Origin of the sequence: Endozoicomonas sp. ALC020, assembly GCF_049275935.1 — a bacterium.
Lineage (GTDB): Bacteria > Pseudomonadota > Gammaproteobacteria > Pseudomonadales > Endozoicomonadaceae > Endozoicomonas_A.
On sequence record NZ_CP184830.1, the window covers coordinates 6703285 to 6717985 of the forward strand.

Here is a 14701-nt window from a genome sequence, read left to right on the forward strand (position 1 = left end):
TGAAGGTGTCACCTTCAGGCAGACGGGGTAATGTTTTCCAGAGAGTTTAAATGGCTATGAGTTACGGATTACCAACAACCAGTGCTACCACAAGTTCGAACTCAACGACCACTTTGGCATCGCAACGGTCACAGTATGGTGCGTCAGGTTCAGATGCGGCTGCAGCAACAGGGCGCAGGCTTACCTTAAATCCGGAAGCGCCAACGTTTATTCCAGGCAGGCGACTTCATCAAGGTGTACAAGAACGTTCGAACATACTCTCAACTCTTTCAGACCGTCAGGCCTCTGAATACCAGGGGGTTACTCCCCGGACCTTTCACCCGGGCACTAAGAGCTCATCTCCTGAAGCTATTGAGGAAGAGGTCAGTGATGCTTTCGCAATACTCAATAACAAAAATTTCACAGAGGCAGAAAAAGCATTCCGGATCATCTTACACAAAAACCAGGGCATACTGAGTTCATTCGATAAGCAAAACATAACCATCGGTCTTGCAAGATCGCTAAAAGAGCAAACCTTCGAAAAACAGATAGAAGCCTGCTCTATTCTGGAAGAACTCAGGTTAGATGGAACATTCACCAGCTTCGGGGCTTCGACCACTTATCACCTTGATCTGACCCTGAGCCTCTGTGAAGAGGCACTTGGAAGGCACTTTGATGCCGAACTACGACTTTTGAGACTGAGAGAGAAAAGGTGCAATGCCAATGAGGAGGTCCTGTGCAAACCTTCTCGCCATTATGCTGCAGACATTACTAATGCCCGACTATGGCAGTCTATGGGCAAACACAGGCTGGCTGAAGCACTCCTGATGAACATACAAGCAGAGCTGATTAACGAGCTGCAGTCAAAACCATACATTCCTGATACATCAAAACTGCGTAAATACCTCGATACCGTCAATGTGGCTCTGGGACGAATCTGGCAGTTGATGGACAAACATCACCAGTCTGAAGAGCTGCTACTGAAAACAAGTCACAAGCGTCCCGATGACCCTGAGGAGATTCTGTGCAAACCCACTGGCCAGCGAAGCATTGATCTGGCTCTGGTGCGAATCTGGGAAACAATGGACAAAAATGAGCTGGCCGAAAAACTGTTGCTGAATATAAGTGGCAAGAACCCCAATGACAACGAGGAGACCCTCTGCGGGTCGTGTGGAGATCATGACCTTGATCTGACTCTGGCACGGCTCTGGCAGATAATTGGCAGACATAAACGAGCTGAAAGACTGCTGTTGAACATGAGTGGCAAGCATCCAGGTGCCAACAGGGAGACCCTTTGCAAGCCTTGTGGGAATGGTCAAACAGACCTGGCTCTGGTGCGATATTGGGAGCAGATCGGCAAAAATAAATTGGCTGAAAAACTGCTGCTGAACATGAGTGGCAAGCATCCCGATGCCAGAGAAGAGATCCTGTGCGTGCCCTGCTGGCGGCATGTCATTGATCTGAGTCTGGTACGACACTGGCAGAATACAGGCAAATATAAACGAGCTGAAAAACTGCTGTTGAACATGATTGGCACGCACCCCAGTGACATTGAGGAGATCCTGTATGGGCCCAGTGGAAATTATGATATTGACATGGCTCGGGCGCGACTCTGGCAGGTGATGGGTAAACCTGAACAAACTGAAAGACTGTTGCTGAATATTTGTAACAAATCTCTCAATGACAGTGAGGAAAGCCTGTGCAGACCCTGTGGTCATCATGACATTGATCTGGCTCTGGTATGCTCCTGGGAAATGATAGGCAGAAACAAATGGGCTCAAAGGCTGCTCAGGCGTTGCCGTGATTTGTATCAGACGAATGAATGTGAGTATATGCTCTTAACCCTATCTTCCGGGTGGCCCGAATTTATGGAAATGATTAGTCACTATCCGGAAAGTGCCAACACCCTGCTGGCTACCTCAATCCACTATTTCAAACTGGCTTGTGAGCAGATAATAAAAGAAGGTCCGGAGGCAGGAAACGATAACCTTAATAAGTCGCTTGAGATTCTTGAATCGTTACTGGAAAAGTACCCTTCCAATGCGGCAGCTTATTCGCAAAAAGCGCATTGTCTCAGAATGCAGGGCAGAAGTGAGCAAGAATGGCTAGAATGCTTTGGCAGAGCAGAAGCTATTGACCCCGCTCGGGTATATAAGGTTAAAAGTCATTTTTGGCGAAGCAACGAATCTACCGCTCTTCAAAAGGTGCTGGCCTCACAGGTCAGATAGATATCAGTGAACTTTCAGACCCGTTTGCCGTCCAAGAGCATAAGTTTCCAATCATTTTAGATTGCTATGAGTTACGGACTACCTCCAATCACCAACCCTGCGACCAGTGCGACACCGCAACCGCCACAGAATGCAGATTCTGTAACAACAGAACGTCGATTTACCTTAAACCCGGAAGCCGCTCCGTTTGTTCCTCGTAATCAGGGTGCTGATCAATGGAACACCCCCTCAAATATCAGAGACCGACAAGCCACTGAACGCAAAACCGATGTACTTCAGAAGTTTCATCGATGGAGAGAGAAACCAACATACCCTGATGATACGGTAAAAAGGATAAATGACGCTTACGATGCACTGAAAACACAAAAATTCAGAAGTGCAGAAGTGGCATTTCAATCCATCTTATGCATAGACCAGGACATACTGAGCCAATACGACTACCAAAAGATGCACATAGGGCTTGCCAGGTCTCTGAATGAACAAACCCGGGCTAAACAGGAAGAAGCATGTTCCCTTCTGAAAGAGCTCAGATCGAAGGCACCGCTCAATGAGTTCGGGGCCTCGATCATTCATAACCTTGACCTGACCCTGAGCCGAAGTGAACTGGCACTGGGACGATACCTTGATGCAGAAACACGACTTTTAAGAATGAGAAACAAAAAGCCCGATGCCGATGTGAAAGCACTGTGCGAGCCTTCTGACGATTTTGACGCTGATATGACTATTACACGAGTTTGGCAGTTTGTGGAAAAACACACGCTGACTGAAACACTCCTGCTAAATATGAAAACAAGGCTGACTGAAAAGCTGCAGCAGAAGCAATCCGCCGCAGCTGTTGAAAAACTGCATCAAAAACTCCGTACCGTAAATATTGTTTTGGTGCGACAGTGGGAGCAGACGGGCCAATATAAATTGGCTGAAGAGCTGTTGCTGAACGTGAGTGGCAAGAACCCCAATAACAGTGAAGAAGAACTGTGTAAACCCTCTGGGCAGTTCGACCTTGATCTGACCCTGGCGCGACTTTGGCAGACTGTCGGCAAACATAAACGAACTGAAAAACTGCTGCTGAACATGAGTAACAAGCCCCCTGATGCCAACGAGGAGACCCTTTGCACCCCCTGTGGGAATTATCTGACTGACCTGGCTCTGATGCGGTATTGGGAGCAGGTAGGCAACAATCAATTGGCTGAAAAGCTGCTGCTGAAAATGAGTGGCAAGCATCCTGATGCCAGCGAGGAAGAACTTTGCAAGCCTTGCTGGCACCATGAGATTGATCTGACTCTGGTGCGATATTGGGAGGTTGTTGGCAAATATACACTCGCTGAAAAACTCCTGCTGAACATGACTGGCAAGCATCCCGGTGCCAGTATAGACAGCCTGTGCAGCCCCTGTGGGAACCTGGAAATTGACCTGGCTCGGGTGAGACTCTGGCAAATGATGGGCAAATATCAATGGTCTGAACAGCTGATGCTGAAGATGATTGGCAAGCCCCCTGGAGCTATTGCGAAAGAGTTGTGCAAGCCATTCGGGCATCATAACATTGACCTGACCCGGGCACGACTCTGGCAGAATATGAACAAATTTGAACTGTCTGAAAGTCTGCTGCTGAACATGAGTGGCAAGCACCTCAATGCCGATGAAGACAGCCTGTTCAAGCCTTCCGGGAATCAACAGATTGACCTGGCTTTGATAAGACTATGGACCGTTATGGGCAAATTTGAAGAGGCTGAAAGACTATCCAGGCGTTGCTGTGAGTTATATCATTCGGATGAATGTCAATTAACCCTGTTGGGCTTGTCTGCCGGGAAAGCGGGATTTCTGGAAATGATCAGCCGCTATCCGGAAAGTGCCAATACCTTGCTGGTTACCTCAATCCATTATTTCAGTCTGGCTTGTAAGCATATAACAAATGATGACCCAAAGGCAGGCAGCGATCACCTTATGAAGGCGCTTGAGATTGTTGAATCGGCACTGGAAAAATACCCTGTCAATTCGGGAGCTTATTCACAAAAAGGGCATTGTCTCAGAATGCTGGGTAGAAGTGAGCAAGAATGGAGGGAATGGTTTAACAGAGCAGAATCCCTTGATCCCGGACGGGCCTACAGGAGTAAAACTGATTTTTGGCGAGGCAACGAAGCCACTGCTCTTCAGAAGTTAAGGGGTCTCACTAAAAAATTACCTGATCAGGTACCTGGGTAAGCATGAACTTTTTTGTTCGTTTGCTGTCCAAAGGCATAACTTTACAAGTATGTTGTGTGACTTATGAGCTACGGATTAACAGCAACCACCGGCACCACGGACAGTTCGACAATACAACCGCCAGGGTATCGTGCGTCAGGTTCAGATCGGGATGCGACCGAAAAGAGCCAATCTTCCGCACGCACGAACGTTCCAACGTTTATTCCGCGTTGTCCGCATGCTCAACGTGGTCACCAATATCCTGACAGATCAAATATCAGGGACCGGCAAACAAAGGCAAGCCAAAACCCTTCACTACAAACGTTTCAGCAAAGCGATAGTGCGACACCACCCAAGAGTGTTAAAAGAGCAAAAATCAATGACGCCTTTAAAGAGCTGAGCAAACAAAAATTCAGCAATGCAGAAGAAGCATTTCGGACCATCTTGAAGGAAGACAAGAATAAACTGAGTGATCGCGAATGGAAAAACCTGACGATAGGACTTGCAAGGTCGCTCAAAGAGCAAACCCACGAAAAACAGAAAGAAGCCTGCTCTCTTCTGAAAGAGCTCAGGTTGAAGGGAAGGTTCACTGCGCACGGGGCTTCGACCATTCCTGATCTTGATCTGACCCTGAGTCTCTGTGAACAGGCACTTCGACAGTACGCTGATGCTGATGCACGACTTACAGCATTGAGAAACATCAAGCCGGATGCCGATGAGGAGACCCTGTGCAAGCCTTCTGACAATTTTAACGCTGACATCGCCAGTACACGACTATGGCAGCTTATGAAAAAACACACACTGGCTGAAACACTCCTGCTGAACATGGAAAAACAGCTGATAACTGAGCTGAAGTTGAGACAATCCACTGTAACTTCCACTGAAACTACCGAAAGACTGGATAAATACCTCCATATCGTAAAAATTGCTCTGGTGCGACTCTGGCAGGGGAAAAGCCATTATGAAAAGGCTGAAGGTCTGCTGCTGAACATGAGTGGCAAACACCCGGGTGCCAGCGTAGAGGTGCTCTGCAAGCCTTGTGAAAATCGCAACGTGAATCTGACTCTGGCAATAGTCTGGCAGGAAATGGGCAAATATCAACTGGTTGAAAAGCTGCTTCTGAACATGAGCGGTAAGCCCCTCAATGCAAGCGAGGACATACTGTGCAAACCCTGCAGGCATCATGACATTAACATGGCTCTGGCTGTGCACTGGGTGGTGTCGGGCAAAAATCACCTGGCTGAAAAACTGCTATTGAACATGAGTAACAAGCCCTCCAATGCCAGTGACAGCGCCCTGTGCAGACCCACTGGACAGCTTGATATTGATCTGACTCAGGCACGAAATTGGGAGGTAACAGGAAAACATCATCTGACTGAAAAACTGCTACTGAACCTGAGTGGCAAGGACCCCAAAGCCAGTGAATATCTCCTTTGCCAGGCTTGTGGGCATTACAAAATTGACATAACTCTGGCGTATCACTGGGAACATGGGGGCAAACACAGATTGGCCGAAAGGCTGCTGTTGAGTATGTGTGGCAGACACCCCAATAACCTTGAGGAAATTCTGTGCAAACCCTCCGGGCACTCTGAGATTGACCTGTCCCTAGTGATACTCTGGCAGGAGTCGGACCAACACGAACGGGCTGGAAAGCTGCTGCTGAACATGAGTAACAAGCATCCCGATGCCAGTGAGGATATTCTGTGCCAACCCTCTGGCCATGATGCTGTCGATCTGGCCCTGGTGAGATATTGGCAGACAACAAAAAAATATCATCTCGCTGAGAAGCTACTGCTGAAGGTGAGTGGCAAGCATCCCGATGCCAGTGAGGACATTCTCTGCAAACCTTGCGGACGTCATGACATTGATCTGGCTCTGGTTCGCGTCTGGGAGATAATTGACAAACATTGGCTGGCAGAGAGGCTGATTAAAAATTGCAGTGAGTTATATCAATCCAAGGAGTGTCAGCTCACACTCCTGGTCTCATCTTGCGAGCAACCGGGATTTATGGAACTGGTTAGCCGCTATCCGGAAGGTGAAAGTAGATTGCTGGCCACTTCAATCCATTATTTCACTCTGGCTTGTGGACAGATAACAAATGATGAACCGGAGTCAGGAAATAAAAACCTGAGTAAAGCCCTTGAGACTGTGGAATCACTCCTGGAAAAGTACCCCACCAGTGCGGCCGGTCTTTCACAAAAAGCGCATTGTCTCAGAATGATGGGTGCCACCGTTGAGGAATGGAAGAAATACTTCAAAAAAGCCACTTCCCTCGCCATCAACCGTGGGCATGTGCGTAAAACTGAATTTTGGCGAAGAAACGAAGCTACTGCTCTTCAGAAGCTGCAGGGGCTCAAAGCGCAAATGGATCACAAGGAACTTTAATATCCGTTAACTGTCCAAGAGCCTAGTTTTCCCGGAAGTTTTGATTGCCATGAGTTACGGATTTACAGCAACAGCCAGCGCCACAAGCAATACGACATCACAACCGTCACAGAATCGTGCGACAGGTTCAGAGCATACCTCTAACCTTAACCCTGAAGCTCCAGTGTTCATTCCACGTGCTGAACGCGTTCAACGTATTGATGATCGTTCCAACAGGCTCCCAACTATTTCTGGCAGGCGGGTCACTGCAGATGAAACCTTTGCTTCCCGGACATTTCAGCAAAGGACGAATGTTTCCTGTCCTGATGCCATTACAGAAGCGATCAACAAGGCTTTCGAAGCACTGACAAATAAAAAATTCATAGATGCAGAAGCAGCTTTCCGGCTCATCCTGGACAAAAACGAGAGCAGCTTAAGTACATTCGAGCACCAGAACTTAGTCATTGGACTTGCAAGGTCTCTAAAAGAGCAAACCTACTCAAAACAGAAAGAGGCCTGCTCTTGTCTGGAAGAACTCAGGTCGAAAGCACCGCTCAATGACTTCGGGGCCTCGACCATTCATAACCTTGACCTGACCCTGAGCCGATGTGAAGAGGCGCTGGGACAGTACATTGATGCTGAAAAACGACTTTCGAGACTGAGAAACAAAAAGCCTGATGCCGATGAGCTGTCCCTGTGTGAACCTTCTGACAATTTTGACGCTGATATTGCTAATGAACGACTATGGCAGCTTATGGAAAAGCACACACTGGCTGAAACACTGCTGATAAAACTGAGAGCAAAGCTGATGTCCCGGTTGCAATTGACCTCACCAGCTCCCACTGTCAAGGCACTGCGTAGAAACCTTCATACCGTAAATCTCGCTCTGGCAAGACACTGGCAGGTAATGGGCAAATACAAATGGGCTGAAAGCATGCTGCTGTGCATGACTCGCAAGCACCCCGATGACAGTGAGGAGATCCTCTGCAGGCCCTCTGGAAAAAATGATATTGATCTGGCTCTGGCACTACTCTGGGAATTGATGGGTCAATACGAACGGGCTGAAAGACTGCTGCTGAACCTGATTGGCAAGCACCCTGATAACGGTGAGGATATCCCGTTAAAGCCCTCTGGAAAATATGATTTTTATCTGGCTCTGGCACGACTCTGGCAGATAATGAGCCAAGATAAACGGACTGAAAGGCTGCTGCTGAAGATGAGTGGCAAGCGTCTCGATAACAGTGAAGAGATCCTGTGCAAGCCTTGTGGGAATTATTACACTGACATGGCTCTGGTGCGACACTGGCAGATATCAGGCCAACATGAACGAGCTGAAAGACTGCTGCTAAACATGACTGGCATGAATCCCGGTGACGACGAGGAGACCCTGTGCCAGCCCAGTGGGCATTGTAATATTGATCTGACTCTGGTGCGACACTGGCAGCTGATCGGCAAACAAGGACTGGCTGAAAAACTGCTGCTGAACATGAGTGGTAAGTGCCCCGCCGACAGTGAGGAGAATCTGTGCAAGACCACTGGCAGAAATGCTATTGATCTGGCGCTGGCAATACTCTGGCAAGTCACGGGTAATCATGAACGGAGTGAAAGACTGCTGCTGAGTATGAGTGGCAAGTCCATCAATGACAGTGAGGACAACTTGTTCAGACCTTCCGGGAATCAAGAGCTCGACCTGGCCCTGGCTCGAACCTGGCAAAAGGCTGGCAACTATGAGTCAGCAGAAAAACTGCTTAGTCGTTGCTTCGCCTTGTATCGTTCGGATGAATGTGCATCAGCACTGTTGTGTTTATCGATTGGACAATCAGTGTTTATAGAAAGGATGGCCCTGTATCCGGACAGCGCCAATAAACTGCTGGCAGCTTCCTTACACTATTTCAATCTGGCTTGTCGGCAAATAATAAAGGATGGCCCGAAGTCAGGAGACGATAACCTTAACAAGGCTCTTGCGCTTGTTGAATCAGCATTGGAGAAGTACCCTCCGAGTGCAGGCGCTTTTTCGCAAAAAGCACACTGCCTGAGAATGATGGGTGCAGCAGAGCCTGTATGGCGGGAGCTGTTCCTAAAATCAACATTCCTTGAACCCTTTCGTGCAGTGAAGGACAAAAACGACTGCTGGCGAATCATGGAATCAGCTGCCCTCCAGAAGATAAGGGACCTCACAGACTGAATGGATCAAGATGAACTTTTATCTCCATTAACTGTCCAAGAGCATAGTTTTTCAGCAGAGTTTGATTGCTATGAGTTACGGATTACCGCCAGTCAGGAGCAACGCAGCCCATTCGAGCGCTGCCGTTGGTTCGGCTGCTGCCGCCAGTTCGACAACAACCTGTTCGACAACAACCCGTTCGACAACAAAAAGCAAATACACCTTAAACCCTGAAGCTTCAGTATTTATTCCGCATGCTCAGCGTGTTCATGAGCATTCGGTCAAACTTTCAGACATTAAAGACCGACAGGCAGCGGCATGCCAAACGCTTATACCCCAGACACTTTCGCAATGGACGGAGCCAAAAGACTCTGCGGATATTAAAGGCAGAATCAATGATGCATTCAAAGAACTGACAAAACGAAAATTCATCGATGCAGAAACAGCATTCCGGAACATTTTAAACGAAAACCAGCAGATACTAAGTACATTTGACTACCAGAACGCTACCATAGGGCTTGCAAGGTCGCTAAAAGAGCAAACCCGAAAAAAACAGCTGGAAGCCTGCTCTCTTCTGGAAAAACTCAGGTTGACTGGATCGTTTACCGAGTTCAGGGCTTCGACCATCCATCACCTTGATCTGACCCTGAGCCGATGTGAACAGGTACTGGGAAAATACCTTGAAGCTGAAACACGACTTATAGCGCTGAGGAACCTGAAGTCCGATGCCGATGTTCAGGCACTGTGCACGCCTTCTGGCAATTTTGACGCAGATATTACTAATGCCCGACTGTGGCAGTTGATGAAAAAAAACACGCTGACTGAAGCACTTCTGATGAACATGGGAAAAGCACTGTTTACAGAGCTGCATTCAAACCGGTCCGCTGTCACTTCACAAAAACGGCACAGCTATCTCCATACCGTAAACCTGGCTCTGGCTCGAAACTGGCAATTGACGGGTAAATATGAATGGGCTGAAAACCTGCTGCTTAGCATGATTGTTAAACATCCCAATGCCAGTGAGGAGGTACTGTGCAGCCCCTCTGAGCATCGTGACATTGACCTGGCTCTGGCGCGCGTCTGGCAGATGATGGGCAAATCTGAACGCACTGAAAGACTGCTGCTGAACATGAGTGGCAAGCACCCTGATGGCAGCGAAGAAAGCCTGTGTAAGCCCTGTCCACAGCATGAGATTAATTTGGCTCTGGCAATACTCTGGCAAGAGATGGACAAACATGAAATGACCGGAAAGTTGCTGCTGAACATGAGCAACAAGCATCCCGATGACAGTGAAGAAAACCTCTGCAAACCTTGTGCGCATCATAACACTGACCTCGCTCTGGCAAGACACTGGGAGGTAATAGGCAAACATACACTGACTGAAAAGCTGCTGCTGAACATCAGTGGCAGGGACCCCCATGACAGTGAAGACATCCTGTGCAAGCCCTCTGGGCAACATGACATTGACCTGGCCCTGGCATGCATCTGGCAGGTGACGGGCAAAAATGAACTGGCTGAAAGACTGCTCTGGCGTTGCAGCAAATTTTATCATTCGGATGAATTTCAATTATCTCTGTTATGTCTGTACGCCGGGCAAACAGGATTTATGGAGATGATTAGCCATTATCCTGAAAGTGCCAACACATTGCTGGTTACCTCGATCCATCATTTCAATCTGGCTTGTGAACAGATCATCAATGATGACCTGAAATCAGGAAAGGATAATCTCAATAAAGCTCTTCAATATGTGGAATCAACTTTGGAGAAGTACCCCCTGAATGCAAGCGCTCATTCACAAAAAGCCCACTGTCTCAGAATGATGGGCGCCAGTGAGGAGGTATGGCGAGCCAGTTTCAATAAAGCCAACTTACTTGACTCCAGCCGGACATATAAGAATAAAAATTCGTCCTGGCGAAGCTGCGAATCTGCTGCTCTTCAGAAAATGTTAAGCCCCACAGAGCAAGCAAATAAACATGAACCTTTATGCCCATCAGATTCAGAGGCATAGCCAGAGAGATTAGATTGCTATGAATTACGGATTACCACCAACAATCAGCGCTGCGACCGGAACAATATCGCAACCTTTACAGCATCGTGCCTCAGGTTCTGACCATAATGCAACAAAGCGTCCATCTGCCATAGACCCGAAAGCTTTAGTGTTTAATCAACCTGCTCAGTGTGCCTGGGAACATTGGAACAGACCCTCCAATATCAGGAACCGGCAAACAACTGTATTCCAATCGCGCTTTCCCCGGGAGTTTCAAACAAGGGCGAATGCCCGTTGTCCTGAAGCTATTCAAAAACAGATCGATAGCGCTTTCGATGAACTAATAAAAGAAAAAAATTTTATCAATGTTGAAAGAATGTTCCGAAGGATCATACAAAATGGCAGGGCCGTACTGGGTGAATTCCACTACCAAAGCTCAGTCATAGGGCTTGCAAGATCGTTGAAAGAACAAACCTACGAAAAGCTGAAAGAGGCCTGTTATCTTCTGGAAGAACTCAGATTGACCGGAACCTTCACTGAGTACGGGGCGTCAACCATTCATAACCTTGATCTAACCCTGAGCCGCTGTGAACAGCTACTTGGAAGAAACCTCCACGCTGAAGCACGACTTTTAGCTCTCAGTAACAAAAAGCCCAATGCTAATGTGCAGACGCTGTGCAAACCTTCCCGCAATTACGAAGTTGATATTTGCCTGACCAGGCAGTGGCAGCTGTTGTACAAATATGAGCTGGTTGAACCGCTACTTCAGAACTTAAAGTCAGAGCTGACTGAAAAGCTGCGGTTATCGACGTTTCCTCGCACCATAAAGAAACTAAGTAAATACCTTCATACCGTCAATATTTCTCTGGTAAGACTCTGGCAGTGTAAGGGTGAGCATAAACCGGCTGAAAGTCTGCTGCTGCAAATGAGTGGCAAGCCCCTCAATGCCTCTGAGGAAATCCTTTGTACTCCCTGTGAGCACCATGACATTAACCTTTGCCTGTCGCGACACTGGCAGATAATGGGCAAACATCAATTGACTGAAAAGCTGCTGTTAAACATGAGCAACAAACGCCCCGATGACACCGAGGATGCCCTGTGTAAGCCCTGTGCTTATCATGATGTCAACCTCTGTCTGGCGCGGCACTGGCAGCTGATGGGCAAATATAAAATGACTGAAAGACTCCTGCTGAACATGAGTGGCAAGCATCCTGATGCCAGTGTCGAGGCCCTCTGCAAGCTCTGTGGGAATTATGACACTGACCTGACTCTGGTGCGACACTGGCAGGTAATGGAGAAGCATGAACTGGCTGAAAGACTGCTGCTGAATATGAGCGGCAAGCACCCCAATGCCAGTGAGCTGTCTCTGTGCCTGCCCTGCGGGCACCACGAAATTGACCTGACTCTGGTACGACACTGGCAGGGAAGAAGCAAATTTGCGTGGGCTGAAAGGCTGCTGCTGAACATGACTGGCAAGCACCCTGATGCCGGTGAAGAAGTCCTTTGCAAGCCCTTTGGGCATTATGAAATTGACCTGGCTCTGGTGCGACTCTGGCAGTCGCTTGGCAAATATGAACTGGCTGAAAGACTGCTGCTGAACATGACTGGCAAACACCCCGATAATAGTGAAGAGAGCCTGTGGCAACCTTCCGGGCATCATGACATTGACCTGGCTCTGGCGCGACTCTGGCAAACGGCTGGCAAAACGGAACCGGCTATAAGACTGCTTCAGCATTGCTATACAAGATATCGTTCGGATGAATGTGAATCGGCACTGTTTAAATTATTCATTGGGCAAGTAGGGTTTATGGAAATGATTGCCGGGTATCCGAAAAGTGCCAACACATTGCTGGCGACCTCGATCCACTATTATGCTCTGGCTTGTAAGCAGATAAGCAAAGATGGCGCGGCGGCAGGAAAAGATAACCTTAACAAGGCGCTTGAGTTTGTGGAATCCGTCATAAAAAATTACCCTCCAAATGCTGGAGCTTATTCGCAAAAAGCCCATTGTCTCAGGATGATGGGGGCCAGTGATCAAGAATGGAATAAATGGTTCTCAAGAGCACGATCTGTCGACCCCTTCCGTGTACCGACAGAAAAAAACGGATACTGGCGATGCATCGAATTTGATGCCCTTGACAAGGTACGAGCTTCCAAAGAGTAACCAAGACTGAAAAAAGCCTGAAGAACTGAGGGTTTAGTTGCGTATATTCTGGTGACGACACGATCTCTGAAGGGGACAATTTCGTAACGAACCTTGATATAAAAGAGTGAGTGTTTACTCGCCAGCAGGTATGACTGCAAGCTTGTTAACTCGAGCTGAATGATTCCCGCCTTTGCGACAGCCTCCTTCGCGGAAATAACGACCTCCTACTCTTTAGCACATAGCGGTAGTTTGCATTTTGTGGTGCGCAATATTGCTCGTGAAGAAATAGAAGCTCTTGGGTTTTAATCCTTTAGATGAAAAACATAACGTAAGTACTTACTGATTACGAGAGCCTTATCTACTTTGAGCAGCAACATTAATAGTAATTCTACGTAGTGTCATCCGGTTTTTGCGCATATACTCTATTGCCTCCCGGAATCGTGTACCTTTACGTCTGGAGTGCCACCGGAAGATACGACCAGTGCATTTAGCATGTAACCATGCGCCTACCAAAAAGCAAGAGTAAAACGATGGATTTCAGACTGCCCAACCACCATTTCCTGAAACTGCTTGATTTCACTAAAGAGGATATTGCTTCACTGCTCGATCTGTCAGCGCAGCTGAAGCAGGCCAAAAAAAGCGGTAACGAGCCCCGTTTTCTTGAGGGTCGCAACATCGCATTGATTTTTGAAAAAGCGTCCACCCGAACCCGCTGTGCCTTTGAAGTAGCCAGCTTTGATCAGGGTGCCAATGTGACTTACATTTCCGGTGGCTCACAGATGGGCAGTAAAGAATCTGTGAAAGACACTGCCAGGGTTCTGGGAAGAATGTACGACGGCATTGAGTTTCGTGGCCACTCCCAGCAGCATGTTGAAGAACTGGCAGAATACTCAGGCGTCCCGGTTTGGAATGGCCTGACCGATGACTGGCACCCGACTCAGATTCTGGCAGATTTTCTGACCATGCTGGAACATGGCAAAGGGCGCCCCCTGAACAAACTTAAGCTTTGTTATGCAGGCGATGGCCGGAATAATGTGGCGAACTCACTTCTGGTAGGTTGTGCCAAAATGGGCGTTGACTTCAGAATTGCCGCACCAGAAGGTTATACCCCTGCCCAGGAACTGCTCGAACGCTGCCAGTCATTAGCAGAAAAATCAGGAGCCAGAATCACCGTCACACAGTCCGTAGAAGAAGCGGTGCATGAATGTGACTTTATCTATACCGATGTCTGGGTCTCCATGGGTGAACCGGTAGCGGCCTGGGATGAGCGTGTACGTCTGATGACGCCCTATCAGGTAAATGCCTCTATGCTTGAAAAAACGGGCAATCCTGACGCCCGATTCCTGCATTGCCTGCCTGCTTTTCATAACGATGAAACGACTATTGGCCTTGAGATTGCCAGTAAATACGGCATGTCGGGCCTGGAAGTAACGGAAGATGTTTTTGAGTCTGAACACTCCATCGTTTTTGATCAGGCAGAAAACCGTATGCACACCATCAAGGCCGTTATGGTGGCTACACTAGGAGCCTGACCGAGAATAGCGCCCGTAGCGAGGACGGCAGAAAATTGAGGATGAAAATTCGGTTTTGTAAGGAGAATAGCGAGCTATTTGACGAACAAAAGCGGATTTTCAGACCAATTTGCTGCCGCCGCA

General features: G+C 48.0%; 7 protein-coding genes. All 7 read left to right on the top strand.

What is annotated here, in order from left to right:
* Positions 1-50 precede the first annotated feature (50 nt).
* Positions 51-2207 (top strand): tetratricopeptide repeat protein, encoded by a 2157-nt coding sequence (locus ACOJUO_RS25020; protein ID WP_422138524.1) that lies wholly within the window; start codon positions 51-53, stop codon positions 2205-2207.
* Between the two features lie 66 nt (positions 2208-2273).
* Positions 2274-4406: a tetratricopeptide repeat protein gene (locus ACOJUO_RS25025; RefSeq protein WP_422138525.1), complete on the top strand. Its 2133-nt coding sequence runs from the start codon at positions 2274-2276 to the stop codon at positions 4404-4406.
* Between the two features lie 63 nt (positions 4407-4469).
* Positions 4470-6770: a hypothetical protein gene (locus ACOJUO_RS25030; protein WP_422138526.1), complete on the top strand. Its 2301-nt coding sequence runs from the start codon at positions 4470-4472 to the stop codon at positions 6768-6770.
* Positions 6771-6819: 49 nt separating this feature from the next.
* On the top strand, positions 6820-8934 hold the full coding sequence (locus ACOJUO_RS25035) for a hypothetical protein (RefSeq protein WP_422138527.1): 2115 nt from the start codon (positions 6820-6822) through the stop codon (positions 8932-8934).
* 70 nt (positions 8935-9004) lie between these two features.
* Positions 9005-10921 carry a hypothetical protein gene (locus ACOJUO_RS25040; protein ID WP_422138528.1) on the top strand — a complete coding sequence of 639 codons (1917 nt, stop codon included), beginning with the start codon at positions 9005-9007 and terminating at the stop codon, positions 10919-10921.
* A 19-nt stretch (positions 10922-10940) separates the two neighbouring features.
* Positions 10941-13064 carry a hypothetical protein gene (locus tag ACOJUO_RS25045; protein ID WP_422134597.1) on the top strand — a complete coding sequence of 708 codons (2124 nt, stop codon included), beginning with the start codon at positions 10941-10943 and terminating at the stop codon, positions 13062-13064.
* A 512-nt stretch (positions 13065-13576) separates the two neighbouring features.
* Positions 13577-14578, top strand: a complete 1002-nt coding sequence (argF, locus tag ACOJUO_RS25050) for an ornithine carbamoyltransferase (RefSeq protein WP_422134598.1) — start codon at positions 13577-13579, stop codon at positions 14576-14578.
* The last annotated feature ends 123 nt before the right edge of the window (positions 14579-14701 follow it).

Coding starts and splice junctions, on each gene's coding strand:
- ACOJUO_RS25020 (WP_422138524.1), top strand. CDS start 51: ATGGCTATGAGTTACGGATTACCAACAACCAGTGCTACCACAAGTTCG.
- ACOJUO_RS25025 (WP_422138525.1), top strand. CDS start 2,274: ATGAGTTACGGACTACCTCCAATCACCAACCCTGCGACCAGTGCGACA.
- ACOJUO_RS25030 (WP_422138526.1), top strand. CDS start 4,470: ATGAGCTACGGATTAACAGCAACCACCGGCACCACGGACAGTTCGACA.
- ACOJUO_RS25035 (WP_422138527.1), top strand. CDS start 6,820: ATGAGTTACGGATTTACAGCAACAGCCAGCGCCACAAGCAATACGACA.
- ACOJUO_RS25040 (WP_422138528.1), top strand. CDS start 9,005: ATGAGTTACGGATTACCGCCAGTCAGGAGCAACGCAGCCCATTCGAGC.
- ACOJUO_RS25045 (WP_422134597.1), top strand. CDS start 10,941: ATGAATTACGGATTACCACCAACAATCAGCGCTGCGACCGGAACAATA.
- argF (WP_422134598.1), top strand. CDS start 13,577: ATGGATTTCAGACTGCCCAACCACCATTTCCTGAAACTGCTTGATTTC.